20 protein-coding genes and 3 rRNA genes are annotated in these 26,886 nt (G+C 47.5%); 1 reads left to right on the top strand and 22 read right to left on the bottom strand.

From position 1 onward, the window contains the following. Nucleotides 1–111: 111 nt before the first annotated feature. The 9 genes from serS to AC1VYS_RS00390 all read right to left on the bottom strand — a co-directional run bounded on the left by serS (nucleotide 112) and on the right by AC1VYS_RS00390 (nucleotide 13,079). Nucleotides 112–1,395: a serine--tRNA ligase gene (gene serS, locus AC1VYS_RS00430; protein WP_482912583.1), complete on the bottom strand. Its 1,284-nt coding sequence runs from the start codon at nucleotides 1,393–1,395 to the stop codon at nucleotides 112–114. A gap of 282 nt (nucleotides 1,396–1,677) precedes the next feature. After that, a complete protein-coding gene (gene pdxT / locus AC1VYS_RS00425; protein ID WP_482912582.1) occupies nucleotides 1,678–2,265 on the bottom strand; it encodes a pyridoxal 5'-phosphate synthase glutaminase subunit PdxT in 588 nt (195 codons plus the stop codon). Nucleotides 2,266–2,283: 18 nt separating this feature from the next. Then, on the bottom strand, nucleotides 2,284–3,165 hold the full coding sequence (gene pdxS / locus AC1VYS_RS00420) for a pyridoxal 5'-phosphate synthase lyase subunit PdxS (RefSeq protein WP_062329598.1): 882 nt from the start codon (nucleotides 3,163–3,165) through the stop codon (nucleotides 2,284–2,286). 182 nt (nucleotides 3,166–3,347) lie between these two features. Continuing rightward, nucleotides 3,348–4,739 carry a D-alanyl-D-alanine carboxypeptidase family protein gene (locus AC1VYS_RS00415; protein WP_482912581.1) on the bottom strand — a complete coding sequence of 464 codons (1,392 nt, stop codon included), beginning with the start codon at nucleotides 4,737–4,739 and terminating at the stop codon, nucleotides 3,348–3,350. A gap of 422 nt (nucleotides 4,740–5,161) precedes the next feature. After that, on the bottom strand, nucleotides 5,162–6,619 hold the full coding sequence (gene guaB / locus AC1VYS_RS00410) for an IMP dehydrogenase (protein WP_090924897.1): 1,458 nt from the start codon (nucleotides 6,617–6,619) through the stop codon (nucleotides 5,162–5,164). Between the two features lie 358 nt (nucleotides 6,620–6,977). Next, nucleotides 6,978–7,094 (bottom strand): 5S ribosomal RNA (gene rrf / locus AC1VYS_RS00405). Between the two features lie 152 nt (nucleotides 7,095–7,246). Further along, nucleotides 7,247–10,171 (bottom strand): 23S ribosomal RNA (locus AC1VYS_RS00400). Between the two features lie 338 nt (nucleotides 10,172–10,509). Continuing rightward, a 16S ribosomal RNA gene (locus tag AC1VYS_RS00395) occupies nucleotides 10,510–12,065 on the bottom strand. The 16S, 23S and 5S rRNA genes sit together here, the layout of an rRNA operon. Before the next feature lie 465 nt (nucleotides 12,066–12,530). Beyond that, nucleotides 12,531–13,079: a hypothetical protein gene (locus AC1VYS_RS00390; RefSeq protein ID WP_482912580.1), complete on the bottom strand. Its 549-nt coding sequence runs from the start codon at nucleotides 13,077–13,079 to the stop codon at nucleotides 12,531–12,533. Between the two features lie 87 nt (nucleotides 13,080–13,166). Here AC1VYS_RS00390 and AC1VYS_RS00385 point away from each other — a divergent pair, with 87 nt between their 5' ends. Continuing rightward, nucleotides 13,167–13,763 carry a TetR/AcrR family transcriptional regulator gene (locus AC1VYS_RS00385; protein WP_482912579.1) on the top strand — a complete coding sequence of 199 codons (597 nt, stop codon included), beginning with the start codon at nucleotides 13,167–13,169 and terminating at the stop codon, nucleotides 13,761–13,763. A gap of 132 nt (nucleotides 13,764–13,895) precedes the next feature. Here AC1VYS_RS00385 and AC1VYS_RS00380 read toward each other — a convergent pair whose 3' ends face one another. From AC1VYS_RS00380 to AC1VYS_RS00320, 13 genes are all read right to left on the bottom strand, one after another. Continuing rightward, nucleotides 13,896–15,233 (bottom strand): TrkH family potassium uptake protein, encoded by a 1,338-nt coding sequence (locus tag AC1VYS_RS00380; RefSeq protein ID WP_482912578.1) that lies wholly within the window; start codon nucleotides 15,231–15,233, stop codon nucleotides 13,896–13,898. A 159-nt stretch (nucleotides 15,234–15,392) separates the two neighbouring features. After that, the gene (gene lysS, locus AC1VYS_RS00375) at nucleotides 15,393–16,904 is read right to left on the bottom strand and encodes a lysine--tRNA ligase (RefSeq protein WP_482912577.1); all 1,512 of its coding nucleotides are present in this window, start codon (nucleotides 16,902–16,904) and stop codon (nucleotides 15,393–15,395) included. Nucleotides 16,905–17,018: 114 nt separating this feature from the next. Next, a complete protein-coding gene (greA, locus tag AC1VYS_RS00370) occupies nucleotides 17,019–17,498 on the bottom strand; it encodes a transcription elongation factor GreA (protein ID WP_090924651.1) in 480 nt (159 codons plus the stop codon). 251 nt (nucleotides 17,499–17,749) lie between these two features. Continuing rightward, nucleotides 17,750–18,769 carry a tRNA dihydrouridine synthase DusB gene (gene dusB, locus AC1VYS_RS00365; RefSeq protein ID WP_441930317.1) on the bottom strand — a complete coding sequence of 340 codons (1,020 nt, stop codon included), beginning with the start codon at nucleotides 18,767–18,769 and terminating at the stop codon, nucleotides 17,750–17,752. Between the two features lie 157 nt (nucleotides 18,770–18,926). Further along, nucleotides 18,927–19,121, bottom strand: coding sequence for a helix-turn-helix domain-containing protein (locus AC1VYS_RS00360; protein ID WP_482934450.1), 195 nt, complete (start codon nucleotides 19,119–19,121; stop codon nucleotides 18,927–18,929). Further along, on the bottom strand, nucleotides 19,082–19,630 hold the full coding sequence (gene folK / locus AC1VYS_RS00355) for a 2-amino-4-hydroxy-6-hydroxymethyldihydropteridine diphosphokinase (RefSeq protein WP_482912575.1): 549 nt from the start codon (nucleotides 19,628–19,630) through the stop codon (nucleotides 19,082–19,084). The genes AC1VYS_RS00360 and folK overlap by 40 nt, the downstream gene beginning before the upstream one ends. 9 nt (nucleotides 19,631–19,639) lie before the next feature. Then, the gene (gene folB, locus AC1VYS_RS00350) at nucleotides 19,640–20,002 is read right to left on the bottom strand and encodes a dihydroneopterin aldolase (RefSeq protein ID WP_482912574.1); all 363 of its coding nucleotides are present in this window, start codon (nucleotides 20,000–20,002) and stop codon (nucleotides 19,640–19,642) included. 124 nt (nucleotides 20,003–20,126) lie between these two features. Beyond that, nucleotides 20,127–20,993: a dihydropteroate synthase gene (gene folP / locus AC1VYS_RS00345; protein ID WP_482912573.1), complete on the bottom strand. Its 867-nt coding sequence runs from the start codon at nucleotides 20,991–20,993 to the stop codon at nucleotides 20,127–20,129. Further along, nucleotides 20,990–21,883, bottom strand: coding sequence for an aminotransferase class IV (locus tag AC1VYS_RS00340; RefSeq protein ID WP_482912572.1), 894 nt, complete (start codon nucleotides 21,881–21,883; stop codon nucleotides 20,990–20,992). The genes folP and AC1VYS_RS00340 overlap by 4 nt, the downstream gene beginning before the upstream one ends. Further along, nucleotides 21,884–22,462: an aminodeoxychorismate/anthranilate synthase component II gene (gene pabA, locus AC1VYS_RS00335; RefSeq protein WP_482914873.1), complete on the bottom strand. Its 579-nt coding sequence runs from the start codon at nucleotides 22,460–22,462 to the stop codon at nucleotides 21,884–21,886. A 112-nt stretch (nucleotides 22,463–22,574) separates the two neighbouring features. After that, complete coding sequence (locus AC1VYS_RS00330) at nucleotides 22,575–24,161, bottom strand: anthranilate synthase component I family protein (protein WP_482912571.1); 1,587 nt, start codon at nucleotides 24,159–24,161, stop codon at nucleotides 22,575–22,577. Nucleotides 24,162–24,391: 230 nt separating this feature from the next. Further along, nucleotides 24,392–25,330 (bottom strand): cysteine synthase A, encoded by a 939-nt coding sequence (gene cysK, locus AC1VYS_RS00325; RefSeq protein WP_482912570.1) that lies wholly within the window; start codon nucleotides 25,328–25,330, stop codon nucleotides 24,392–24,394. A 582-nt stretch (nucleotides 25,331–25,912) separates the two neighbouring features. Further along, complete coding sequence (locus tag AC1VYS_RS00320) at nucleotides 25,913–26,863, bottom strand: peptidyl-prolyl cis-trans isomerase (RefSeq protein WP_482912569.1); 951 nt, start codon at nucleotides 26,861–26,863, stop codon at nucleotides 25,913–25,915. Nucleotides 26,864–26,886: the final 23 nt, after the last annotated feature.

Below are 26,886 nucleotides of genomic sequence, written 5' to 3'. Positions count from 1 at the left end.
TATTCTCAACCTTCTAGCCAACGTTCTATTGCATCACCCATTCCGCCCGTCACCATGCAGATGACGGATGGAGTCAGATGATAAATATAGTGTCCGATCTCGTTTCCGGCTTTACGCGCGGCGAGCGATGACGTCAATCCCGCCCATATAAGGACGTAATGCTTCAGGAATAATTACCGTACCGTCTTCCTGCTGATAGTTCTCCAGGATCGCTGCTACCGTGCGTCCCACAGCCAGTCCAGAACCGTTTAATGTGTGTACAAATTCTGGCTTCGCCTTAGGCTCTCTGCGGAAGCGGATATTCGCACGACGTGCTTGGAAGTCTTCACAGTTGGAACAAGATGAAATCTCACGATATGTGTTGCTTTCTGGCAACCATACCTCGATATCATATGTTTTGGCTGAAGTGAAGCCCATATCAGCTGTACAGAGCGTCAAGACACGGTAAGGCAAGCCCAGAAGCTGCAGCACACGCTCTGCATTCTGTGTCATTTTCTCCAACTCGTCATAGGATGTCTCTGGTGAAGACAGCTTGAGCAGCTCTACTTTGTTGAACTGATGCTGACGAATCAAGCCACGAGTATCACGTCCAGCCGAACCGGCTTCAGAGCGGAAACACGAACTGTACGCCACAAAATGCTTCGGCAGATCATCTGCATTCAAAATCTCTTCTCGATGGTAGTTCGTTACCGGCACTTCTGCTGTTGGAATCAGATAATACTCTGTATCTCTAAGCTTAAACAGATCTTCCTCAAACTTCGGCAGTTGTCCTGTTCCAAACAAACTGTCCCGATTCACAATGTATGGAGGCAAAATTTCTTCGTATCCATGCTGATCACTGTGCAAGTCCATCATGAAGTTAATCAAAGCACGCTCTAACCGTGCTCCAAGCCCTTTGTAGAAGGTAAAACGGGAACCTGTTACTTTGGCTGCTGCTTCAAAATCAAGGATGTCCAGCTCCTGTGCAATCTCCCAGTGCGCTTTAGGCGTGAAAGAGAATGACTTTGGCTCTTCCCAGCGACGAATCTCAACGTTGTCCTCTTCCGATGTACCGATAGGCACACTCTCATTAGGGATGTTGGGAATCGCCATTGTCAGATCATTAATTTTAACCTCAAGTTCACGTACTTCTTCATCCATCGCTTTGATGCGATCAGATACCTCACGCATTTCGACAATTAAATCATCCGCGTTTTCACGGTTCTTTTTCAGTCTGGCTACCTCTGCAGATACCGTGTTGCGGCGGCTCTTCAGATTCTCACTCTCCTGAAGGAGCTCCCGGCGCTTTGCATCCAATTCGGTGAATCCAGCAATCAGGTCTAGTGATTTGCCACGGTTGTTTAATGCTTCCTCTACTCGTGCATATTCATTCCGCAATATTTTAACATCAAGCACTACGTACCCCTCCTAATAAACCTACAATATCTGGCCTCATGTTAGACCCATTCTCGAAACCTTCAATATAAAAGACAATATATTTATTATAACCTACTTCATAGCAATAACCGAAAAAACAACCTATGTCCTCAGGTCTGCCTACTGCTGCAATTCCCGCTATGCAGCAGTGACAAGCAACATGAGGCATCCGTTCAGATGCAGCTGCCACAGCAGCCTGAAACAGACGTCTGAGGAAGTGATCCGATGACCGGGAGATCATAGGTTGTACATCATACTTTATTATAGTTCTTCCGATTGTTGATATGCTCTGGCCATGTCTACAAAGTAAGCATGCAAACGATAATCATCCGTTAGCTCCGGATGGTAGGAGCAAGCCAGCAGATGCCCCTGGCGAGCTGTCACAATCTCATCTTTGTACGTTGAAAGAACCTCCACCTGGTCGCCAACACTTTCAATTAACGGCGCACGTATAAATACCGCTCGCACCGTCTGATCAATGCCTTTGACTGGCAGATCCGTCTCAAAGCTTTCTCTTTGTCGTCCAAAAGCATTACGGGATACCGTCATATCCATAAGCTCCAGATGAGCCTCATCCTGACCCTGAATGTGCTTCGCCATGACAATCAGACCTGCACAAGTGCCGAATACCGGCTTTCCTGCTGCCGCAAAGGATCGAATGGCTTCCATGAACCCATACTTGCGCATAAGCTTACCGATAGTCGTACTTTCTCCACCCGGCAGAATCAGGCCATCCAGTTCTTCTAGCTGCTGGACTTGCTTGATTGCTATGCCCTCGGCCCCAGCACGTTCAATACTACGTATATGCTCTGTAACAGCACCCTGAAGTGCCAAAACGCCGATCTTCATCTGTTAATTCCCCTTCTCTTACCAGCCGCGATCCTGCATACGCTCGGAAGGTGCAAGTTTGGAAATTTCGATGCCTTTCATTGGTGCTCCAAGATTTTTGGAAACCTCGGCAATCAATTTATAGTCTGTATAATGTGTTGTTGCTTCAACGATCGCACGAGCAAACTTCTCCGGGCTATCGGATTTGAAAATGCCGGAACCTACGAATACACCGTCTGCTCCAAGGTGCATCATAAGAGCTGCGTCTGCCGGAGTAGCTACGCCACCCGCTGCAAAGTTAACTACTGGCAATTTCCCGTTCTCATGTACATCAAGCAAAAGCTCGTATGCAACGCCAAGGTTCTTTGCTTCTGCATATAGCTCGTCCTTCGACATATTAGTTACTTTACGAATTTGGCTGTTGATGAAACGCATATGGCGTACCGCCTCAACAATGTTGCCTGTTCCCGGTTCACCTTTCGTACGAATCATGGATGCTCCTTCACCGATCCGGCGAAGTGCTTCACCCAAGTCTTTCGCTCCACATACAAAAGGTACAGTGAACTCGTGCTTATCAATATGGAATACTTCATCCGCAGGAGTCAGTACTTCACTCTCATCCAAGTAATCCACACCCAGTGATTCAAGTACTTTGGCTTCTACATAATGACCAATACGTGCCTTTGCCATAACAGGAATCGTTACGACCTTCATCACCTCTTCAACAATCGTTGGATCAGCCATGCGAGCTACTCCACCTGCTGCGCGAATATCGGAAGGAACACGCTCAAGTGCCATTACTGCTGTTGCACCTGCTGCTTCCGCAATTTTAGCTTGCTCAGCGTTCATGACATCCATGATTACGCCGCCTTTTTGCATTTCAGCCATACCTCTTTTAACGCGTGATGTTCCCGTTTCCATATTCCTAGCCCCCCGTAGTGTATGTGTTGTCTCCCATTTTTCAATAAGCATAATGACGCTTCTATTCAGATGAAAGAACCTTAGACTTTTATACTGTAATACGTAGAATTCTAACTTGATATTTTACCGGAAAAGTTGTAAATATACAATCCACTCATGCAGTATTAGTTTGTATTTTTCGGTTAAAACAAGTTTTTGATTCCATCGAACAGATCAACGAAGAAGTCTTTGATCGCACGGAAGAATAGACGGAACCAGCCACCTTTTTCTGCCTCTTCGGCTGTAATCAGGTTTACCGTTTTTTCCTGAGACTCCATTCCCTCTGCTTTGTATGTGTAAGTGACCGTACCAACCTTAGTACCTGCTTTGATTGGTGCAACCAGTTTATCCGCTTCGGTTACACTTGCTTTGAATGTTACGTTCAGGTCTTGAGTACCTTTAGGGATAACAAAACTTACCGCGTTATCAGTCACGACAGGAACTGTTGTTTCTTTCCCTTTTTTCAAAGGTACCGTTTCCCATCCCTTGACTTTGGTTTTACCTGCAACAGCCTGTTTTACTTCAAAGTTATCAAAGCCATAATCCAGCACCTTTTTTGTTTCTCTAAAACGTGCGGATTCGGAATCTGTACCCATCACCACGCTGATCAAACGCATGCCGTTACGCTCAGCCGTACCCGTAAAGTTATTCCCTGCATTGCTCGTATGGCCTGTTTTCATGCCATCCAGACCTTCATAGGCGTAGCTTTTGAAGTTGGTTATATTTTTATTCGCTTCCAGCATCCAGTTATAGTTGATAATCGGTGCTTTGTCGTTTGGGCGGAATTTGTAGGATTGAATCGTTGTAAAATCTTTGTAGTCCGGATGATCTCTAACGATATATCTACACAAAATAGCAGCGTCCAAGGCAGACATCACCGTTTCCTTGTCTTCCGCTGGACGGAATTCAGCCGGCATATCCGCACGATCCAGACCGGTAGAGTTAATGAAGTGGGTATCTTTCATGCCCATTCTCTTCGCTTCTTCATTCATCATTTTCACGAATTCAGCTTCCGAACCCGCAACATATTCAGCCAAAGCAACAGTTGCATCATTGGCCGATCCAACAGCCATGGCAATATACAGATCTTTCACAGTGTGTTTGTCACCTTCGGCCAGGAAAATACGTGATCCGATGCTTTTAGATGCATTCTTTCCGACCGTAACTACTGCATCCCAGCCGAATTTCCCTTGTTTAACCTGTTCTGCAACAATATACTCCGTCATCATCTTCGTCATACTCGCTGGCGGCATTGCCTTATCTGCATCAACTGACAGTAAAATCTGGCCTGTGGAAGCTTCCATCAGGACTGCCGATCTTACATCAAGTCCAAGCGAGTCTACTGAGGGAATGCTGACAGCCTTTGCTGGCGTTTTCGTTGTTGTCGCTGCCGCGGTCAGAACCTGGCCAGAGTCGCTTGCTGCGGCCATAACAGGCATCACTGCAGACATGCATAGCATGTTAAGGAGCATAACCGAGGCTACGCTCTTTTTGAGGATCTGACGTTTTTTCTTATTCATGTGTTTGGCTTTCAATGATGAATACTCCCTTCGATCTGAAGCTTCTGGAATGATGCCTCAGAGCAGCTCAAGCTGCTATTTTCATAGTCCCTGTCATTGTGTCAAATGGATATGTGATTCTCTGCTGAATGCGCTGTATCGAAATGAGCAAGTTCGTTGCTCTATTATTCAGATCAATTGTCACTTCGCTCGCATCTTGCTGAATGCTTATCTTATGTAAAACGTAATAAACATTCTTTCTAGTAGGATAAGCCGTAATTGGCTTACCTTAAGTCGTATAAAAAGTTCATGGCTCACGTCAAAAAATCGCCGCAACGCCCAATTCCATCCTAGGACGGTCACCGCTTGTTCTATTCTATCACAGGGGTATCCGCAAAAAAAGACAAGCCCAGCGAAAATCGCCGAGCTTGCCTTGGAAATCATTAACTCTCTTCGGATTACAACGAGTAGTTAGGTGCTTCTTTTGTAATCTGTACATCATGCGGGTGGCTCTCACGAAGACCAGCGCCTGTAATACGGATAAAGCTTGTATCATTCCGCAATTGATCCAGATTGCTTGTTCCGCAGTAACCCATACCGGAACGAAGACCACCGATTAACTGATGGATTGTATCAGACAGTGGACCTTTGTAAGCTACGCGGCCTTCAATACCCTCAGGTACCAATTTCTTGTCATCGTCTTGGAAGTAACGGTCTTTACTGCCTTGTTTCATTGCAGCCATCGAACCCATACCACGATATACTTTATAACTACGTCCTTGGAAAATTTCCGTTTCTCCTGGACTCTCTGCTGTTCCTGCAAACAGGCTTCCCAGCATTACCGCATGAGCACCGGCAGCAAGAGCTTTGGTGATCTCACCAGAGTATTTAATACCGCCGTCAGCAATGATAGGTACGCCGTATTCACGCGCCACACTTGCACAATCATATACAGCTGTAACTTGAGGAACACCAATACCCGCAATAACACGAGTTGTACAGATGGAGCCTGGGCCAATACCTACTTTGACAACCGAAGCCCCAGCTTCAATCAGATCACGTGTGGCTTCACCTGTAGCGACGTTGCCTGCAATGATGGTGAGCTCAGGGAAACGTTCGCGCAACTTGCGAACCGCTTCAATAATGTTAATATGATGGCCATGAGCTGAATCTACTGTAATCAGATCCACACCCGCTTTGACCAGAGCGTCTGCACGTTCAAAAGTATCTTTCGAGATACCAATTGCTGCACCAACCAAAAGGCGACCTTGCGCATCCTTCGCAGCTTGCGGGAACTGAATGGCCTTCTCGATATCTTTAATCGTGATAAGGCCCTTCAATGTGTTGGACTCGTCCACCAATGGAAGTTTTTCAATTTTATGCTTCTGCAAGATACCTTCTGCCTCTTGCAGTGTTGTACCGACAGGAGCTGTAACCAAATTTTCACGAGTCATAACTTCACTAATCTTGATGTTGAAATCATGGATAAATCTCAAGTCACGGTTTGTCAGAATCCCTACGAGCTTCTGATCTCCTTCAACGATAGGCACACCAGAAATCCGGTATTTTGCCATAACTGCCTCAGCATCAGATACCAGGTGTTCAGCCGTTAATGAAAAAGGATTGGTGATAACACCGCTCTCCGAGCGTTTAACCCGATCCACTTCTTCAGCTTGTTGCTCGACGGACATATTTTTATGAATAATACCGATACCGCCCTCACGCGCAATGGCAATCGCCAATGTCGCTTCAGTAACAGTATCCATCCCTGCACTAATCAAAGGAATATTCAATTTGACGTTATCGCTCAAACGAACGGATACGTCTACTTCTTTTGGCAGTGTCTCGGATTTCCGCGGCACTAGCAATACATCATCAAAGGTGAAGCCTTCCTTACCAAATTTATCTTCCCACACGCAAGTGTTCCTCCTTATGTTTGCTCAGCTTTACCGACCAAAACCCGAAGATTCCAGGCTGTATTGTATGCCGAAAATTCGTTTTCTGAAAATATATTATTGTCCATCTTAGCAAAGCGATATTTACAATGTCAAGGGAAACTCCTTGGAACAATTCGTTGTACTCCCCCATGTATACAACTGTATCCCTTAGGTGGACACACTTAAATAATATAGCAAAAAAGCGCCCTTTCATTCAGATCGGTACGCATGCTTTCATTGTCTTTTAAGTATTCCTTGAATGAAGACTTTTATGTTCTTCACGTACTAATTAAACAAAATAAAAACCACCACCGAATTGCATCGGCAGTGGTTCTTTGCTTGGCGGCGTCCTACTCTCCCAGGACCCTGCGGTCCAAGTACCATCGGCGCTAGAGGGCTTAACGGTCGTGTTCGGGATGGGTACGTGTGGAACCCCTCCGCCATCGCCACCAAACGCGATTGGTCGAAGAAATGCTTCTTCCATTCATTTTGGAATTGAAAATCAACCACACAGTCAGTGATGTACCGATTTTCATTTCACCATTCAGAGTGTTGTTCTCTGAAAACTAGATTCGAAACGAAACGTACGCGATTTAAAACTTGCTATTGGATAAGCCCTCGACCGATTAGTACTGGTCAGCTCCATGCATTGCTGCACTTCCACCCCCAGCCTATCTACCTCGTCGTCTTCAAGGGGTCTTACATACTGGGAAATCTCATCTTGAGGGGGGCTTCACGCTTAGATGCTTTCAGCGCTTATCCCGTCCGTACATAGCTACCCAGCGGTGCTCCTGGCGGAACAACTGGTACACCAGCGGTACGTCCATCCCGGTCCTCTCGTACTAAGGACAGCTCCTCTCAAATTTCCTACGCCCACGACAGATAGGGACCGAACTGTCTCACGACGTTCTGAACCCAGCTCGCGTACCGCTTTAATGGGCGAACAGCCCAACCCTTGGGACCTACTTCAGCCCCAGGATGCGATGAGCCGACATCGAGGTGCCAAACCTCCCCGTCGATGTGGACTCTTGGGGGAGATAAGCCTGTTATCCCCAGGGTAGCTTTTATCCGTTGAGCGATGGCCCTTCCATGCGGTACCACCGGATCACTAAGCCCGACTTTCGTCCCTGCTCGACTTGTAGGTCTCGCAGTCAAGCTCCCTTATGCCTTTGCACTCTTCGAATGATTTCCAACCATTCTGAGGGAACCTTTGGGCGCCTCCGTTACTCTTTAGGAGGCGACCGCCCCAGTCAAACTGCCCACCTGACACTGTCCCCGTACCCGCTAAGGGCACCAGGTTAGAACCTAGATACGATCAGGGTGGTATCCCAACGGTGCCTCCACGCAAGCTGGCGCTCACGCTTCAAAGGCTCCCACCTATCCTGTACAGATCGTACCCAAATTCAATATCAAGCTGCAGTAAAGCTCCATGGGGTCTTTCCGTCTTGTCGCGGGTAACCTGCATCTTCACAGGTATTAAAATTTCACCGGATCTCTCGTTGAGACAGCGCCCAAGTCGTTACGCCATTCGTGCGGGTCAGAATTTACCTGACAAGGAATTTCGCTACCTTAGGACCGTTATAGTTACGGCCGCCGTTTACTGGGGCTTCGGTTCACAGCTTCGGATTGCTCCTAACCACTCCCCTTAACCTTCCAGCACCGGGCAGGCGTCAGCCCGTATACTTCGCCTTACGGCTTCGCACAGACCTGTGTTTTTGCTAAACAGTCGCTTGGGCCTTTTCACTGCGGCCCCCTCGTGCTATTCACACTACCGGGGCACCCCTTCTCCCGAAGTTACGGGGTCATTTTGCCGAGTTCCTTAACGAGAGTTCTTCCGCGCGCCTTAGAATTCTCTTCTCGCCTACCTGTGTCGGTTTGCGGTACGGGCACCTTCATCTGGCTAGAGGCTTTTCTTGGCAGTGTGAGATCATGACCTTCGCTACTGTAATTTTCACTCCCCATCACAGCTCAGCCTTACGGTTAGCGGATTTGCCTACTAACCAGCCTTACTGCTTGGACAGGCATCCATCAGCCTGCGTCACTACCCTACTGCGTCCCCCCATCGCTCGTAACGATTTACGGTGGTACAGGAATTTCGACCTGTTGTCCTTCGACTACGCCTTTCGGCCTCGCCTTAGGTCCCGACTTACCCTGAGCGGACGAGCCTTCCTCAGGAACCCTTAGGCTTTCGGCGGATCAGATTCTCACTGATCTTTTCGTTACTCATACCGGCATTCTCACTTGTATGCTCTCCAGCGCTCCTTACGGTACACCTTCAACGTACATACAACGCTCCCCTACCCCTGATGCAAGCATCAAGCCATAGCTTCGGTGGTGTGTTTAGCCCCGTTACATTTTCGGCGCAGAGTCACTCGACCAGTGAGCTATTACGCACTCTTTCAATGGTGGCTGCTTCTAAGCCAACATCCTGGTTGTCTGTGCAACTCCACATCCTTTCCCACTTAACACACACTTGGGGACCTTAGCTGATGGTCTGGGCTGTTTCCCTTTTGACAATGGATCTTAGCACTCACTGTCTGACTCCCGGAAGTAAGTCTATGGCATTCGGAGTTTGACTGAGCTTGGTAACCCTTGCGGGCCCCGCACCCAATCAGTGCTCTACCTCCACGACTCTGTTTTCCGAGGCTAGCCCTAAAGCTATTTCGGGGAGAACCAGCTATCTCCGAGTTCGATTGGAATTTCTCCGCTACCCCCACCTCATCCCCGCATTTTTCAACATGCGTGGGTTCGGGCCTCCAGTGCGTGTTACCGCACCTTCACCCTGGACAGGGGTAGATCACCCGGTTTCGGGTCTACGTCCACGTACTATGTCGCCCTATTCAGACTCGCTTTCGCTACGGCTCCGGCTCTTCACCTTAACCTTGCACGGGAACGTAACTCGCCGGTTCATTCTACAAAAGGCACGCCATCACCCCTAAAACGGGCTCTGACTTTTTGTAAGCACACGGTTTCAGGTTCTATTTCACTCCCCTTCCGGGGTGCTTTTCACCTTTCCCTCACGGTACTGCTTCACTATCGGTCGCTAGGAAGTATTTAGCCTTGGCAGATGGTCCTGCCGGATTCATACGGGGTTTCACGTGCCCCGCACTACTCGGGATCCGTCTCGGAGGGAACAGACTTTCAATTACAGGGCTTTTACCTTCTTTGGCGGGCCTTTCCAGACCTCTTCGCTTAATCGGTTCCTTTGTAACTCCATGTGAGACGTCCCACAACCCCAAAGAGCAAGCTCTCTGGTTTGGGCTTCTCCGCGTTCGCTCGCCGCTACTGACGGAATCACTATTGTTTTCTCTTCCTCAGGGTACTTAGATGTTTCAGTTCCCCTGGTATGCCTCTACATAACCTATGTATTCAGTTATGAGTAACTGGAAATTACCCCAGCTGGGTTTCCCCATTCGGACATCCCCGGATCAAAGCTTGCTTACAGCTCCCCGAGGCAGTTTCGTTGTTCGCCACGTCCTTCATCGGCTCCTAGCGCCTAGGCATCCTCCGTGTGCTCTTAGTAGCTTAACCAGGTCGCTCGTGTTCGAGCTGTCGCTTCCCTTGTTTTGGACTACGTCCAAAGCCAAAAGTCACTCCATTTCGATCACTCGCTCCAGCAATCTACCGTTTTTATTGAAACTTGTTGAACACAAGTTCAGCTAAAAAGGAATGTTCTAATTCGCGTTTGTTTCGTTTCGATATCTAGTTTTCAAAGAACAAATCGTTTGGTTCGGGCCGTTCACGGATGTGTCGGTCGAATAAACGAGTTGGTTTGAGAGTTTGAGCTCTCAAAACTGAGCAACGAGTGAGTCGTTTGCAGCTGAGCTGCTTATTTGAATGTCTTCGTTGCAGAAGACGATTCTCCATAGAAAGGAGGTGATCCAGCCGCACCTTCCGATACGGCTACCTTGTTACGACTTCACCCCAATCATCTATCCCACCTTCGGCGGCTGGCTCCTTGCGGTTACCCCACCGACTTCGGGTGTTATAAACTCTCGTGGTGTGACGGGCGGTGTGTACAAGACCCGGGAACGTATTCACCGCGGCATGCTGATCCGCGATTACTAGCAATTCCGACTTCATGCAGGCGAGTTGCAGCCTGCAATCCGAACTGAGACCGGCTTTGGTGGGATTAGCTCCATCTCGCGATTTCGCAGCCCGTTGTACCGGCCATTGTAGTACGTGTGTAGCCCAGGTCATAAGGGGCATGATGATTTGACGTCATCCCCACCTTCCTCCGGTTTGTCACCGGCAGTCTATCTAGAGTGCCCACCCGAAGTGCTGGCAACTAAATATAAGGGTTGCGCTCGTTGCGGGACTTAACCCAACATCTCACGACACGAGCTGACGACAACCATGCACCACCTGTCTCAACTTTCCCCGAAGGGCACCTAATGCATCTCTGCTTCGTTAGTTGGATGTCAAGACCTGGTAAGGTTCTTCGCGTTGCTTCGAATTAAACCACATACTCCACTGCTTGTGCGGGTCCCCGTCAATTCCTTTGAGTTTCAGTCTTGCGACCGTACTCCCCAGGCGGAGTGCTTAATGTGTTAACTTCGGCACCAAGGGTATCGAAACCCCTAACACCTAGCACTCATCGTTTACGGCGTGGACTACCAGGGTATCTAATCCTGTTTGCTCCCCACGCTTTCGCGCCTCAGCGTCAGTTACAGCCCAGAGAGTCGCCTTCGCCACTGGTGTTCCTCCACATCTCTACGCATTTCACCGCTACACGTGGAATTCCACTCTCCTCTTCTGCACTCAAGTCACACAGTTTCCAGTGCGATCCGGGGTTGAGCCCCGGGATTAAACACCAGACTTACATGACCGCCTGCGCGCGCTTTACGCCCAATAATTCCGGACAACGCTTGCCCCCTACGTATTACCGCGGCTGCTGGCACGTAGTTAGCCGGGGCTTTCTTCTCAGGTACCGTCACCTTGAGAGCAGTTACTCTCTCAAGCGTTCTTCCCTGGCAACAGAGCTTTACGATCCGAAAACCTTCATCACTCACGCGGCATTGCTCCGTCAGGCTTTCGCCCATTGCGGAAGATTCCCTACTGCTGCCTCCCGTAGGAGTCTGGGCCGTGTCTCAGTCCCAGTGTGGCCGATCACCCTCTCAGGTCGGCTACGCATCGTCGCCTTGGTGAGCCGTTACCTCACCAACTAGCTAATGCGCCGCAGGCCCATCCCCAAGTGACAGATTGCTCCGTCTTTCCAGTTCTCTTCAGGCGAAGAAAACAAGTATTCGGTATTAGCTACCGTTTCCGGTAGTTGTCCCAAGCTTGAGGGCAGGTTGCCTACGTGTTACTCACCCGTCCGCCGCTAAGTATCAGGAAAGCAAGCTTTCCATCAACTCCGCTCGACTTGCATGTATTAGGCATGCCGCCAGCGTTCGTCCTGAGCCAGGATCAAACTCTCCAATAAAGATGAATTTCGCAGCGTCGTTAAACGCTGTGCAACTCATCGGGGTATTGAAAAGAGCGATAAGCTCATTTTGAATCTGACGAGATTAAAAATCTCAATTTTGATCTTGCAAGCAAGATCGATACTCACTCGTTGTTCAGTTTTCAAAGATCAAACTTGTTTAGTCACTGTCACTCATTCGCTTCAGTAACTTTTATATCATACCATTTCCGAACCAACTTTGCAAGCTCTTTTTTTCAAGTTTCTTTCGAAGCTTGTATCATTCGCTTGCCGCACCGTGTAAACCGTGTTTTCTTGGCCGGAATTAGAATATACCATGTATGATTTTTGAATGCAAGCTTTTTTTCACTTTTATTACTTTTATCTAGAATCTTGATCATTTCCTAAGAAAACCTCAACTACCTGAGCAAATAGGACATTAAATGAGTAATACATCTTATATATACCGGTTACCCTTATGGAACATTAACCTATATTTTTAGCAGGAGCTTTCCTCGGCCAAAAGCTATAACTAATACTTATCATGAGGTCGATCCCCAGCACCATTGCCCATACTCGGATTAGACCTGAAAATACCTCTGTTCGATCCGGATCACCAATCCACCATATCATAATATACAAAAGCGCACTTCCAATACTCCAAGCCAAAAGATGTCTGACCCACCCTATACGCTCGCTCCTCGCATGCTCTCTTCCATATAACTTATTCTGCCTAGGATTCTCTCCCCCTCTAAACCAGTATTGAAAGTAACGATCAGCCCAAGCGATCATCTGATGTCCAAAAGCAATGCTTACTCCAATATAGATAGCTGCTATACCATGAACCATACTTGCTGTTGCTCCGCGTTGAAGATCTACTACAGTAGCTACGAGCAACAAAACATCAACAATCGGTGTGGCCGCAAGCAGAGCCAATCCCAATCGCTTCTTACCCAGCATATACCGAACACTTAGCCCTGCCGCGACAAATATCCAAAATGCAATCTCACAGGCAATAATGAAATAAGCAATCATAATTACACCCCTTTTATATAATACGACTGTATTACAATTAATTTAACACATTTGTACCATAATATTCAACGGTGTTATAATCATGACATGCCTAAAATCGTTGATCATGACAAACAGCGCTTGCTCGTAGCCGAGGCCGCTTGGCGTATTATCCGGAAAAATGGTATGGAACAAGCTTCTGTTCGAAACATCGCTGAGGAAGCTGGAATCTCGGTCGGATCCATGCGCCACTATTTTTCCACTCAATCGGAACTTCTGTTATATGCAATGAATCTGGTTTCGGAACGGGTGACTGCCCGGATTCAAAGCATGTCTTTTGACGGGCCTCCGATGGAACATATGAAACAGTTACTGCTTGAATTCATACCTAATACGGATGAGAAAATGGCTGAAATGGAGGTGTGGTACGCTTTTACTGCCAAATCCAAAACGGATCCTGGACTCAAAAAACTGGCTGACACTGTATATAATGATATTAGACAAGCTGTCGAGATTGTTATTACTTCTCTGGTGAAGCTCGGCATCTTCAGACCAGATCTAAATCAGGAACTTGAGATCGAGAGACTATATGCTCTCATTGATGGCTTGGCTATCCATGCCGTACTTAGACCCGATCAGGTAAATGGTCAACTTATGGACGAGGCTATCACCCTACATCTGGCGTCTTTATGTCCTAGAACTTAGCCCACGTCGGGAATTTCTTTCTAAGGTTATTCAGGCGTGGACGTGTAGAGCAATAGAAAAAAACGCAGCGCATTCAATGTCGTCCCCTTTTTCCATATAAGGAGTCCGTACTGAATGCCTGCGTTTTTTGTTTTATCCAATAATAATCCGGCCTTCCGGGTGGCGATACAATTTCTTCTCTTTACGTGGACGAAGTGCATACGCAATCGTTAGCGGCCCAATTCGACCAACAAACATGGTAAAAGTAATTATGATTTTGCCCCAATTGGTCATCTCATGGGTTACACCCACCGACAGACCCACCGTACCAATAGCAGATGCTGCTTCGAACATGAGTGAAAGGAAAGGTGCATCCTCTGTCGTCAGCAGAAGCATCACCACAATCATGAATATAATCAAGGAGACCATAATGATGGTCAACGCCCTCATCAGCAACTCTTTTGGGACGCGCTGACGGAAAAAGACAATGTCTTTGTTCCCACGAATCATGGCATATACAGCTCCAATCATAATCAGAAACGTGGTTGTCTTGATTCCTCCACCTGTTGAACCTGGAGAAGCACCGATGAACATGAGCAAAATAAAGAAGAATTGAGTCGCTTGTCGCATCTGTGTAATATCAATAGTGCTCGTTCCAGAAGAACGTGTAGAGACGGACTGGAAGAACGATGCATATATTTTCTCGCTCCAATTCAATGAACCCAGGGTATGACTATTGGTGAATTCAAAAATAAACAGCACCACCGCACCTATGCCAATCAGCGCACCTGACACGGACAGCACCAGTTTGGATTGCAAAGATAAACGACGGCGTTTGCGATACTCAAACAGATCATTCAGAACAACAAAGCCAAGTCCACCCGATACCACGAGAATTGAAGCTGTGATGTTAAAAATCCAGTCTCCAGTATAATATTGAAAACTGTTACCAAACAGATCAAATCCGCCGTTGTTAAACAAGGATACGGAATGGAAAATACCATAGTATACGGCCTGCATAAATGGCATCTCGGTAACCCAGCGCAAAGCCAGAACGACCGCTGCTACCCCTTCAATAGTGAAAGAAAAGATCAGAACCTTGCGGATAATCCGCACAATCCCCTCCATGCTGTCTGCATTAATGGCCTCTTTCAGTAGTAGTCTATCCTTAAGAGAGATACGTTTACCCAGCACGAGTGCAAACAACGTAGCCATAGTCATAAAGCCAAGTCCGCCAAGCTGCATCAGGATCATGATGACAATCTGACCAAACAGATTGAAGGTTGTCCCTACGTCTACCACTACCAGCCCAGTTACACATGCAGCCGATGTAGCTGTAAATAGAGCATCGATAAAGGCAAGATGTTTGCCACTCTGATTGGAGAACGGCAACATCAACAAAACGGTACCAATAGAGATAATCAGCAAGAAACCGCCAACCAATATCAACGGAGGAGATATGAACCTGGCGATGTGAAGCCTGAACTTCATGAATGGCACCTCTTTTAGCTAAAATAAATAATGTGAGCAACGGTGTAAACCTTAAGCTATCTGCCTGAGTTGTCTATGTAAACCCAAAGAGGAACTTGCCCAGCTTCGAAGCAAGTGGCAGGTTCCTCTTTTATTATGAACGAAAGATACGTTCCTTATTTACTCTTGTGTACGTGGACGCATATGCGGGAAGAGCAGTACGTCACGGATGGACGGCGAATTGGTCAGCAACATGATCAGACGGTCGATACCGATCCCCAGACCCCCTGTTGGTGGCATACCATATTCAAGCGCACGGATGAAGTCATCATCCATCTCATGAGCTTCGTCATTGCCGTGCTCTTTCTCCAACATCTGTGCTTCAAAACGCTGACGCTGATCGATTGGATCATTCAGCTCAGTGAAGGCATTGGCATGCTCACGTCCAATGATAAACAACTCGAAGCGATCCGTGAAGCGTGGATCTGTATCGCTTTTCTTCGCTAGTGGCGAAATTTCAAGCGGATGCCCCATGATGAATGTTGGCTGAATCAATGTCTCTTCAACAAACTCTTCAAAAAAGGCGTTCAGGATGTGACCAAATGTCATATGTGGTTCAACTTTTACATTATGCTGTTTAGCCAAACTGTGCGCTTCCTCATTGGTCATATGAACGGAGAAGTCTACACCGACAACTTCCTTAACCGCATCCACCATGGTAACACGGCGCCATTGCGGCGTAAGATTCACTTCATGATCCCCGTATTGAATCACTTGTGTACCCATGACTTCCTGAGCAATGTGAGCAACCAGGTTTTCAGTTAAAGCCATGATATCCTTGTAATCCGCATATGCCTCATACAACTCAATCATCGTAAATTCCGGATTGTGGCGTGTAGACATACCTTCGTTCCGGTATACGCGGCCAATCTCATATACTTTTTCCAGACCGCCGACAATCAGACGTTTCAAGTGAAGTTCAATCGCAATCCTCATGTACAGTTCCATATCAAGCGCATTGTGATGGGTAATAAACGGACGAGCCGCCGCACCACCTGCGATCGTATGCAATGTTGGTGTCTCCACTTCCAGATATCCATGGGAGTCGAGGTAACGACGCATGGATTGAATGATTTTGGAACGCATAATGAAGGTCTGCTGCACATCAGGGTTCATGATCAGATCTACATAACGCTGACGATAACGCAGTTCAACGTCTGTCAGACCATGGTATTTATCCGGCAGTGGATAGAGGGATTTCGACAGTACTTCCAAATCCTTCACTTTAACGGAAGTCTCACCTGTTTTGGTTTTGAAGACAACGCCAGTTACCCCAACGATATCTCCAAGATCAAGCAGACTAAATGCTGCAAATTTGTCCTCAGGCACGCTATCCTGACGAACATAGATCTGGATTCGGCCGCTCAGGTCCTGAATATGTGCAAAGCTTGCTTTACCCATGCCCCGCTTCGCCATAATCCGTCCGGCAATACTGACTTCGATGTGCTTCTCTTCCAGCTCTTCCTTGGTCAGTTCTTCATACTTCTTCAGAATGGAGCCGGCTTCTTCGGTACGTACGTATTTTTGGCCAAAAGGGTCGATTCCTAGGTTGCGGAGCTCGTCCAATTTGTCGCGGCGAATCTGTAACAGCTCGCTAAGTTCGGTTTCCTGATTCAAGACTTCATCCGTCATGATCTGTATTCATCTCCTTATTTACATTGCAGCCTGTACGTGTAGGCTTGTCCGTAATGTTGAAAAAAGCTTCCCTAAGGAAGCTTTTGTCTACTACGCCTGACTGCTCCGTTACTACAGCTTTTTAATATCTACAATTTTATATTGAATTACGCCAGCAGGCACACTTACATCAACCACTGTACCTTTTTTCTTGCCCAAAATAGCTTTACCTACAGGACTTTCATTGGAAATCTTGTTCTGAAGCGGATTGGATTCCGCTGTACCTACAATCGTATATTCTGTGATATCACCGAATTCCAAATCTTCTACAGTTACGGTTGCACCCACACTTACGGAATCGGTATCGATTTCGTCGCTGTTGATAATTCGAGCGTTACGCAACAGCTTCTCGAGTGTAATGATACGCCCTTCAATAAAAGCCTGCTCATTTTTCGCATCTTCGTATTCGGAGTTCTCACTGATATCACCATAGCCAATAGCTACTTTGATCCGTTCAGCCACTTCGCGGCGCTTCACTGACTTCAGTGTTTCCAGTTCTTCTTCCAGCTTCTTGAGTCCTTCTGGTGTAAGGATAACTTCCTTGTCGCTCATCTCAACCGATTCTCCTGTCATGGGAATAATTTGATTGTACGGCAACGGAATCAGTGCTGATGACAGAACTCCGCCCGCATACATCTTCAAAACTATATGAAGTTCTCCAGAGAAATAGAATATTCCTCCTGATGCACTATACTTAGTAAACGCACATGGCGAATTTATACTGAGAAATTATAGGTGAACGATCTCGAAAAGTCAATGTTACATCCCCTGCGGCTGTAAACGTTTTACGACATGCCTCCTAATTAAGAGGCATTACCCGCAATTACCGGCTCAGACTCCAGATTCCCCTCCATTTTCAACTGCTCCACAAAGTTCTCCAGAATGCCCACCATCTCATCCCGCTTGGTTCCTTCCATAATAACATCCTTGATTCGGGCAGATCCTTTTAATCCCTTCAGATACCAGGCCAGATGTTTGCGCATTTCGCGTACAGCGACCGTTTCGTTCTTGAGTGCAATGAGTCGATCCATATGCAAAACAGCTACACGAATCTTTTCCTCTGCATTTGGATCAGGAGGCAGTTCGCCAGAGCTCAGGTACTGGATTGTACGATATAACATCCATGGATTACCCAAGGCGGCGCGCCCGATCATTACTCCGTCACAGCCTGTTTCATCCAGCATACGGCGGGCGTCCTCAGGTGAAGAGACGTCACCATTCCCGATGACTGGAATGGAGACAGCCTCTTTGACGTTTTTGATATGTGACCAATCCGCTGTGCCTGTGTAGAGTTGTTCTCTTGTCCGTCCATGCACGCTGACAGCACTTCCTCCAGCGCGTTCTACGGCAAGAGCGTTCTCCACCACATAGATGTGTTCGTTGTCCCAACCGATCCGCATTTTAACGGTGACCGGTTTCTCAACTGCTTCTACAACGGCAGATACCATCTCGTAGATTTTATTCGGATCCAAAAGCCAGCGCGCACCTGCATCACACTTCGTTACCTTCGGTACAGGACAACCCATATTAATGTCGATGATATCTGCATTGGTTTCCTTATCTACGATTCTGGCTGCCTCGACAAGCGATTCCCTGTCGCCTCCCCAAATCTGCAGACTGAGCGGTTTCTCACGTTCATCCACAAATAACATCTCGCGTGTCCGCTGGTTGCCATGCACAATGGCTTTACCACTCACCATCTCAGCACAGACAAGACCCGTACCAAACTCTTTGGCGATCAAGCGAAAGGCTGGATTACATACACCAGCCATCGGTGCGAGAACAACTTGATTTTTCATTTCGATATTACCAATTTTAAGCATCTTTGCTGTTTCACCTCTTTATCCATTCCGAGCCCGGACGTATTCGACATTCCAGAGCTATGGTAGTTTCATTTTGGTCGTACATTGGTGCACGTATTACTCATATATTGTTGCTCACTTAGAGTCGTTCTCTGTGTTGTTCGTTGTCCGTCATTCTCTATTTCCCTTGTAATTCCTCGATACTAATGGCCAGCACCCCTGCAATTTTGCTGAGTTCCCTTGGTGTCACCTTGCGATTTCCCCGTTCAATCGTTCCAAGAATGGCCAAGGATATGCCTGTCTCAGCTGCAAGCTCATGCTGGGTCAACCCTTTCAACTTCCGGAATGCCCGGATTCGATTGGCCAATTGCATGTTTTCCAACGCTGTATTCCATCCTTTCCATCCAGTACAGACAACGATGCGTGTACAAAGGTATGCAGACCTGATACCTCGTCCTGAGGTACGATATCCGATAGCGGAACCAGTACAAAAGCCCGCTCTCCCATACGGGGATGCGGCAGTTGAAGCAGTTCAGTATCTCTTGTCTCCCCTTGCATCCAGAGCAAGTCCAGATCCACCGTACGCGGACCCCAACGAATATCTCGAACCCGCCCAAGCTGGTTCTCTACACTCAGCAATTCGCCAAGAAGTTGCTCTGGTGTCAGACTAGTGCTGACCGCAGCGGCCATATTCAAAAACGCAGGCTGATCCACATATCCTACAGGCTCTGTCTCATATAGCGCAGAGCAGCGCAGCACAGATATATGAGGGTGTGCATCCAGAAGCGTTAACGCTTCAAGTAACGTCTGCTCCCGGTCACCCAAATTAGCCCCTAAAGCAATATAAGCCTCTGAGGATTCAGAGGTCGAATGTGCAATCATGATCGGTTCTCACTTTCTTGAGCGGCGAAGCTCTACCGTTACGCCTTCAAAATGAATATCAAATGGCGGATGTGGCTTCGTCACCTTGACTGTCAATGCATTGATAATAGTATAAGTGTCTAGTAAAGAAGATGCAATATGTTCACCCAACGCTTCAATTAACTGGAATGATTTATTTTCAACGATCTGTTTCACCAGTTCATGAATCTCTGCATAATTAATCGTTTTGGTCAGATCATCATTACGCCCGGCCTCACCGAGGTCCATATCGATCTCCAGATCGATGTAATAACGTTGCCCAAGTTTCCGTTCTTCTGCGAACACACCGTGATAACCGTAATACTCCATGCGGTGCAATACCATTCTGTCCATACATTTCGCCTGCCTTCTATTCAAAAATTGATGTAAGTAGAGGGATGACTGCCTAGATCTTTCCCTTAGTTTTCTATATCAAAACGCTTCGCTCCAACATGGACGGGCCGGTAGAGGCCCTCCATTATGATCTTCTCCGTAAGCCCGGAGAACGATATAACATCGCATCGCACATGTCCGCCGTCCGCCGGATCGGCTTCACATTATGGACCCGTACCAACTGGCAGCCTTGGGCAATGCCAAATGCCACTGTAGCCGCGGTGCCTTCCAATGTATCATCTGCACTTACGTTGAGTGTATGCTGGATGAACCGTTTGCGGGATGTGGCAAGCAGCACAGGATACCCCAATTCGTTCAGCAGACCAAGGGAAGACATCAGCTCCAGGTTCTCCGAGAGGTCCTTCACAAAACCAATCCCCGGATCCAAGATAATCTGATCCTCTTGTACACCCGTTGCAAGCGCAAGCTGAATGCTGGCTTGTACATCACGTACAACATCGGGCAGATAATCGGTATAGTCCCGCGCCTGCCGATTATGCATCAGAATAATCGGGCAACCCAGCTCAGCTGCAGTCCGCGCCATATCCGGGTCGGCCTTGGCCCCCCATACATCGTTGATGATATGTGCCCCCGCCAGAACTGCCTGACGAGCCACTGCCGCCTTGTAGGTATCCACCGAAATCGGGATATGCGGTGCCTCTGCGTGCAAAGCTTCAATGACCGGAATAATCCGGTGAAGCTCTTCGTCCGCACTGACAACATCTGAGCCTGGGCGAGTGGATTCTCCGCCGATATCAATCAAATCGGCGCCGTCTTCCATCATCTGTTTGGCATGAGCTACAGCCCGCTCCACGCTATTGTATCGCCCACCGTCCGAGAATGAATCTGGTGTCACGTTCAAAATGCCCATAATCTGTGTTCGGGTTCCCAGCGTAATTGAAGCTGGTCCCCATTCATATTTCCGTTCATAAATGACTGGTGTAAGTGTCATGAAGTATACCCCGCTTTCTCCCGGTACATACGCAGCAACGCTGAGGTAACCGGGCCGATATGTCCGCGACTGACCGAAGTCTCTGTGCCTTCCAGATCCCGTAGTGTCGTCACTGGAACGATCTCAGCAACCGAGCCTGTCAGAAATATTTCATCCGCTTGCAGTAAATCTCCCCACGGTGCCTTTACTTCTCTGCAAGCGAAGCCTTGCTCCGTAGCGATCTTCATCACCACCGATCTGGTAATCCCTGGCAGAATGCCAGTGGACAACGATGGGGTGTAGAGGATTTTTTCATGCACCCAAAACACATTGCTAACAATGCCCTCCGCCACATAGTCATCCCGGGTAAGCTGCAACCCTTCTGCTCCCCATATTCGCTGGTCGTGCTGACCATAGCGGTTTAATTCACGTTTTGCCAGTATACTGTTCATGTAATGAAGTGACTTGAACCTGACCTGCCCTTCCGGCGTATTACGCGGTGTAGAGAGACGCTGGAGCATTTTCCCCCTCTCATACAGGGTTGGAGATGGTTCAGGTAGTGCTTTTGCCAGTATGACATGGGTAGGGTTTGTATAGTCTCCTGAAGGTAGACCAAGCGGCGCTTCACCAGCAGATACCGTATAACGCACGTACGCCTCTTCAAGATGATTGGCATGCATCAGACGGGATATCCCGTCTTTTACTTCCTCTGCTGTTACGGAAAAAGGAATCCCTAACTCTTCACAGCCTGCAGCCATGCGCTCCAGATGCTGTTCCAGAAGGTAAGGTACGCCTTGGTATGTTCGAAAGGTCTCAAACAGCCCAAGCCCGTACAAAAAGCCGTGATCCGTTACAGGAACCACGGCTGCCGCCAGTTGAACCAGTTGTCCGTTAATCGCGGCATATTGCATTTATACGTTCGCCTTTTGTTGTGAAAGGAAATTGCGAAGCATCTGATGACCATGATCTGTAATAATAGATTCCGGGTGGAACTGTACACCTTCAATTGCATACTCTTTGTGACGCAGACCCATAATCTCTCCCTCAGCTGTTTCCGCTGTAATTTCCAAGCAATCTGGCAGACTGCTCCGCTCCACAATCAATGAATGATAACGGGTTGCTGTAAACGGGGAAGGTAACCCGGCAAATACCGATGTGCTCTGGTGGTGCATCTCGGATGTTTTGCCATGCATCATACGATCTGCGCGAATCACATTGCCACCGAATGCCTGTCCAATCGCCTGATGTCCGAGACAAACGCCAAAGATGGGAATGCTCCCTTTGAAATGTTCAATGACTGCCAGACTAATTCCCGCTTCATTCGGTGTACATGGGCCTGGAGAGATTAGAATATGATCCGGTGCCAGCGCTTCTATGCCTGCCAGATCAATCTCATCATTGCGCCTTACTTCCACCGTCTCCCCCAATTCACCCAGATATTGAACCAGGTTGTAGGTAAAGGAATCGTAATTGTCGATAACCAGAATCATAGGTCTGCTCCCCCTCATCTTCCACCGCAGGTTACGGCGGATGCCTTGTTTATTTTGCTTCATTTAATTTTAGTTTAATTGCTTTATTCCGTTCTGCCCGGTTGTTTCTTGCTTAGGTCTTGGTTACTCCTTCTGATGCCTGCGTTGTGTCAGCCTCCGCTCGTTCACTGTAATTCACAGCTCTCATCATTGCTCTGGCCTTATTGTGACACTCCCTGTACTCGCGATAAGGATCAGAATCAATAACGATACCAGCCCCAGCCTGAACATAACCCGTTCCATCCTTAATCGCAAGTGTACGAATGACGATATTTAGCTCCATATTGCCACTGTAGTCCATCCATCCAATGGACCCTGTATACGGTCCGCGTCTTACCGGCTCGAGCTCTTCAATGATTTCCATCGTGCGTACTTTCGGAGCACCCGTTATCGTCCCACCAGGAAACGTTGCGGCGATGACATCAAACACAGTTAATCCTTCGGCCAGCTTGCCTTCGACCTGTGAAACGAGGTGCATAACATGCGAATATCTCTCGATTGTCATTAATTCAGGCACATGAACCGATCCATATGCAGCGATCCGTCCAATATCATTGCGCTCCAGATCAACCAGCATAATATGCTCGGCCCGCTCCTTTTCACTGCCAAGTAACTCATGCTCCATCGCCTGATCCTCTGTCTCATCGCGCCCTCTTCTTCTTGTTCCAGCGATAGGACGTGCGCTGACTTTGCCGTTCTCTACTTTCACGAGTAATTCCGGTGATCCGCTGACCAGTTGAAATTCGGGACTGCGAAGCATCCCCATATAGGGTGAAGGGTTCACGATTCGCAACCATTCGTAGATGTGCTCACTACTGGATTGAAGTGACTTTTCATGTCTTAGTGACAGATTAACTTGGAACACATCGCCTTGCCGGATATATTCCTGTATCTTACGCACAGCTTGTTCAAAATCCTCTTGTGTGAAGGACGTCACCCATCCCTCTGTTTCCCGCTCAGATTCTTCTTTGCGCAGTGCAAGATGGACCTGCTGATGACGGAGCTCTAGCGCCTGTAGCTGCTCTTCTGCCTGGGCAAAACCCATAATATGAAGCCATCGCTTCTGCATCGCAACCGCGCGTGTCTCTGCTGCAGTATAGAGACTACGTAGATCCATTTGCTCCTTCTGCTTAGAATCTACTTCCACATGCACCATACAGAAAAGAGCCTGCTGCTCGTGATCATATGCCCATATTTCCTCAAATCGCATCCACCAGTAATCTGGTAAAGCAGGATTGTCTTCAGCCATTGTTGGTAGTTTCTCGAGAGATCTGGCCACATCATAACTAAGATATCCAGCACAACCGCCTGCAAAATCAGGCGCTCCATTAACCTTAGGTGCGTGGTATGGCTCCGTCCATCGCTTTAATACCTCCAGTGGTTTGCCCCGATCTGTCCTTGTTGTCCCTTGAAACACATCATGGATTGTAGCTTCCTGCCCTTTACCAGAAATAATGGACACCGGATGTAAGCCGAGGAAGGTATACCTTCCTCCTTTGCCATTCTCCAGTACGATTGCATTAGGAGATGCATGCTGCCATGCGGCTTCCCACGTCAACGGTAAACCGCCATGATACGGCCCCTCATCCGACTTCGTTATATAAGGTAGCATTGTCCAGCCTTGTCCAGCCCACGCTTCCCAGTCGGCATATGTTGTCATCAGGTGTGTCATTGCGGCCCGCCGCCCTTTCCTATGTCACTATAAAAGCTGTGCAAACGAGTGTTCAACTTATATAGTTCTTATTGTTTGATAGTATACTAAAGCGTCGTTGCTTTTAAAAGCATTACGCAAAAAATCCTCCCCACCCGTCAGGGCAGGAAGGATCCATATAAACTATTTCGGAATATCAAGCTGATTCGTGGCCGAATGAACTTGATCCTTGTAATTAATTACGCCTCGAAATTATAAAGCGGTGTGCTCAAATAACGTTCACCGTTACTTGGCACGATCACGACAACGCGTTTACCTGCACCCAGCTCTTTCGCTACTTGAAGTCCTGCGCGAATTGCAGCACCGGATGAAATACCGGACAGAATACCCTCTTCTTTCGCAACAGCACGAGCTGTTTCAAATGCATCATCATTCTCGATGTGAATGATTTCGTCATACACTTCCTGATCCAGAATCTCAGGAATAAAGTTTGCACCAATCCCCTGAATTTTGTGAGGACCCGGTTTGCCACCCGCCAGAATTGGCGATGCAGCAGGCTCTACTGCCACAATTTTGATCCCAGGGAATGCTTCCTTCAACACTTCTCCCGTACCTGTGATGGTACCACCGGTACCGATGCCCGCAACAAATGCATCAAGTGTGCCACCTACAGACTGAATCGCTTCAACGATTTCAGGACCTGTCGTTTCACGGTGAATCTTCACATTCGCTTTGTTTTTGAACTGCTCTGCCATGAAGTAAGATGGGTTTTCCTTCAGAAGCTCTTCCGCTTTTTTGACTGCACCGTTCATTCCCTCTGCTCCAGGTGTAAGCACAAGTTCCGCACCATAAGCACGAAGCAGGTTACGACGCTCCAAGCTCATGGTTTCAGGCATTACAATGACCGACTTGTAGCCTTTAGCAGCAGCAACCATCGCGAGGCCGATCCCCGTGTTACCACTTGTTGCTTCAATAATCGTACCGCCCGGTTTCAGCTTGCCTTCTTTTTCCGCTTCTTCAACAATGCTAATCGCGATACGATCTTTCACACTTGAGCCTGGATTTTGGTATTCCAGTTTCACCAGGATTTCAGCACTGCCTTCAGGTACGATATTGTTCAGACGAACAAGCGGAGTACCCCCGATGAGTTCAGTTACGTTATTAACTACTTTAGCCATATGAATGCCCTCCTTAGTGGTATAAATGACACTTATATAAGTTAAACTAAAGATTTACACCTTTCACTCCAATGACAGAATAACCTTCCAATTGCTGTTATCCCCAGATTTTTTGATCCCCTTTTAAAAGGGAAAATCCGGTGATAAAGGCGAACGCTTCGCTTCTCCAGGTTTTTTCTGTCCTCTCCGTTATTGTGTAAAAAAACGTTCAACTTATATAGTTCCTGTAAATTTATGCGATCTGTGCCAATAAGCCTCTGGATGTGTATGAAGAACTGCGGAAATCCGGTGATTATCCGTTCCATTCTGCAATGAAACACGCATACAGGTATAGGCAACGCCGAGTTTTCCGAAAGTTTCTTTAGTTCCATTGAATCTTATCAATTCATGTTTATCATATCTTGAATCATTTATATCCGAGTAAACGAGTAGGTATTTGATTATTTTCATCTTATCAACGTTACACGTCATTGTCAATATGAGTACTCAAAAAAATACTTTGCCTTGGGCCCTGAGGCCGTAGACAAAGTATTTTTATCAAGATGCAACTCCTATAAGACAGGACATTTTACATTCATCGTATCAGGAGGCAGGGATTTCGGAGAGAATCACAGCCTCATATTTATCTCGCAGCATCTGTTCAACCTGCGGAAGGGGATCCGCCTGACTTAGTGCCAGTTCCATACGAATCTCTTCATGCACTTCCTTTGCTGACTGCTCCTGGCGTTCGGCTCTGTCATTCATTTTAATGATTGCGTAGCCGTTCTCTACCTGTACCGGACCAGCAATTTCACCGACTTTCATATTGGCAGCAAGCTGCAGAATTGATTTGGGCTGGAACGGGTCGTGTTGCTCGATCCATCCCAGTCTACCTCCCGCATCTCGGGAGTAACTATCCTCGGATTCGGAGCGAGCCGTTTCTCCGAAATCTTTCCCGTTGCGGAGGGCCGTCAGCAAAGCCTCGGATTCGGATTTTCCTTTTACAACAATAATGGACAGGTCATATTTCTCAGGGGTGATATAGTCTTCACGATGTTCTACCCAATACTGCTCAATAGCATCATCCTTAACCTGAATACCTGCTGTAGCAATTTTTTCAAGCAGTAAACGGTAACCTGCCTCAAGTTCGAGATCCTGCTTCGACAGGCCGAGCTGTGATTTCATGGCATCATAATATGACTTCTCTGAATCATACCCATCCATCGCTTCAGACATTTCTCTTGCGATTTCTTTGGGCGTGACCACCAAGTTGCGTTGAACAGCCTCCGCATATACCGCTTTTCGGTTCAGCATCTGCAGCAAGATTTCACTGCCGTAACGTCGCTTTAATGCATCCGTCCAAGCTTTATCCGTAATCACTTCACCGTTAATCGTAGCAACCGTACTTCCTTCTTCCTGGTTGGCATCATGAGGTGTCTCTGCTTCGTCCTTACCCTGATTGATCATTTGCATCGCCATAACCGTACCCATCACGAGCACACCAATTGTCAAAATAACAACCGCCGTCCACAATCCTTTTTCCTGTCTGGTCATACCGCATCCCGTCCCCGCATTGA

The organism is Paenibacillus sp. G34 (assembly GCF_056856875.1).
The sequence above is the reverse complement of the archived record's forward strand: the minus strand, read 5'-3'. Positions and strand labels throughout refer to the sequence as shown.

Coding starts and splice junctions, on each gene's coding strand:
- pdxT (WP_482912582.1), bottom strand. CDS start 2,265: ATGAAGATCGGCGTTTTGGCACTTCAGGGTGCTGTTACAGAGCATATA.
- pdxS (WP_062329598.1), bottom strand. CDS start 3,165: ATGGAAACGGGAACATCACGCGTTAAAAGAGGTATGGCTGAAATGCAA.
- AC1VYS_RS00390 (WP_482912580.1), bottom strand. CDS start 13,079: ATGATTGCTTATTTCATTATTGCCTGTGAGATTGCATTTTGGATATTT.
- AC1VYS_RS00385 (WP_482912579.1), top strand. CDS start 13,167: ATGCCTAAAATCGTTGATCATGACAAACAGCGCTTGCTCGTAGCCGAG.
- AC1VYS_RS00380 (WP_482912578.1), bottom strand. CDS start 15,233: ATGAAGTTCAGGCTTCACATCGCCAGGTTCATATCTCCTCCGTTGATA.
- lysS (WP_482912577.1), bottom strand. CDS start 16,904: ATGACGGATGAAGTCTTGAATCAGGAAACCGAACTTAGCGAGCTGTTA.
- greA (WP_090924651.1), bottom strand. CDS start 17,498: ATGAGCGACAAGGAAGTTATCCTTACACCAGAAGGACTCAAGAAGCTG.
- dusB (WP_441930317.1), bottom strand. CDS start 18,769: ATGCTTAAAATTGGTAATATCGAAATGAAAAATCAAGTTGTTCTCGCA.
- AC1VYS_RS00360 (WP_482934450.1), bottom strand. CDS start 19,121: ATGCAATTGGCCAATCGAATCCGGGCATTCCGGAAGTTGAAAGGGTTG.
- folK (WP_482912575.1), bottom strand. CDS start 19,630: ATGATTGCACATTCGACCTCTGAATCCTCAGAGGCTTATATTGCTTTA.
- folB (WP_482912574.1), bottom strand. CDS start 20,002: ATGGACAGAATGGTATTGCACCGCATGGAGTATTACGGTTATCACGGT.
- folP (WP_482912573.1), bottom strand. CDS start 20,993: ATGACACTTACACCAGTCATTTATGAACGGAAATATGAATGGGGACCA.
- AC1VYS_RS00340 (WP_482912572.1), bottom strand. CDS start 21,883: ATGCAATATGCCGCGATTAACGGACAACTGGTTCAACTGGCGGCAGCC.
- pabA (WP_482914873.1), bottom strand. CDS start 22,462: ATGATTCTGGTTATCGACAATTACGATTCCTTTACCTACAACCTGGTT.
- AC1VYS_RS00330 (WP_482912571.1), bottom strand. CDS start 24,161: ATGACAACATATGCCGACTGGGAAGCGTGGGCTGGACAAGGCTGGACA.
- cysK (WP_482912570.1), bottom strand. CDS start 25,330: ATGGCTAAAGTAGTTAATAACGTAACTGAACTCATCGGGGGTACTCCG.
- AC1VYS_RS00320 (WP_482912569.1), bottom strand. CDS start 26,863: ATGACCAGACAGGAAAAAGGATTGTGGACGGCGGTTGTTATTTTGACA.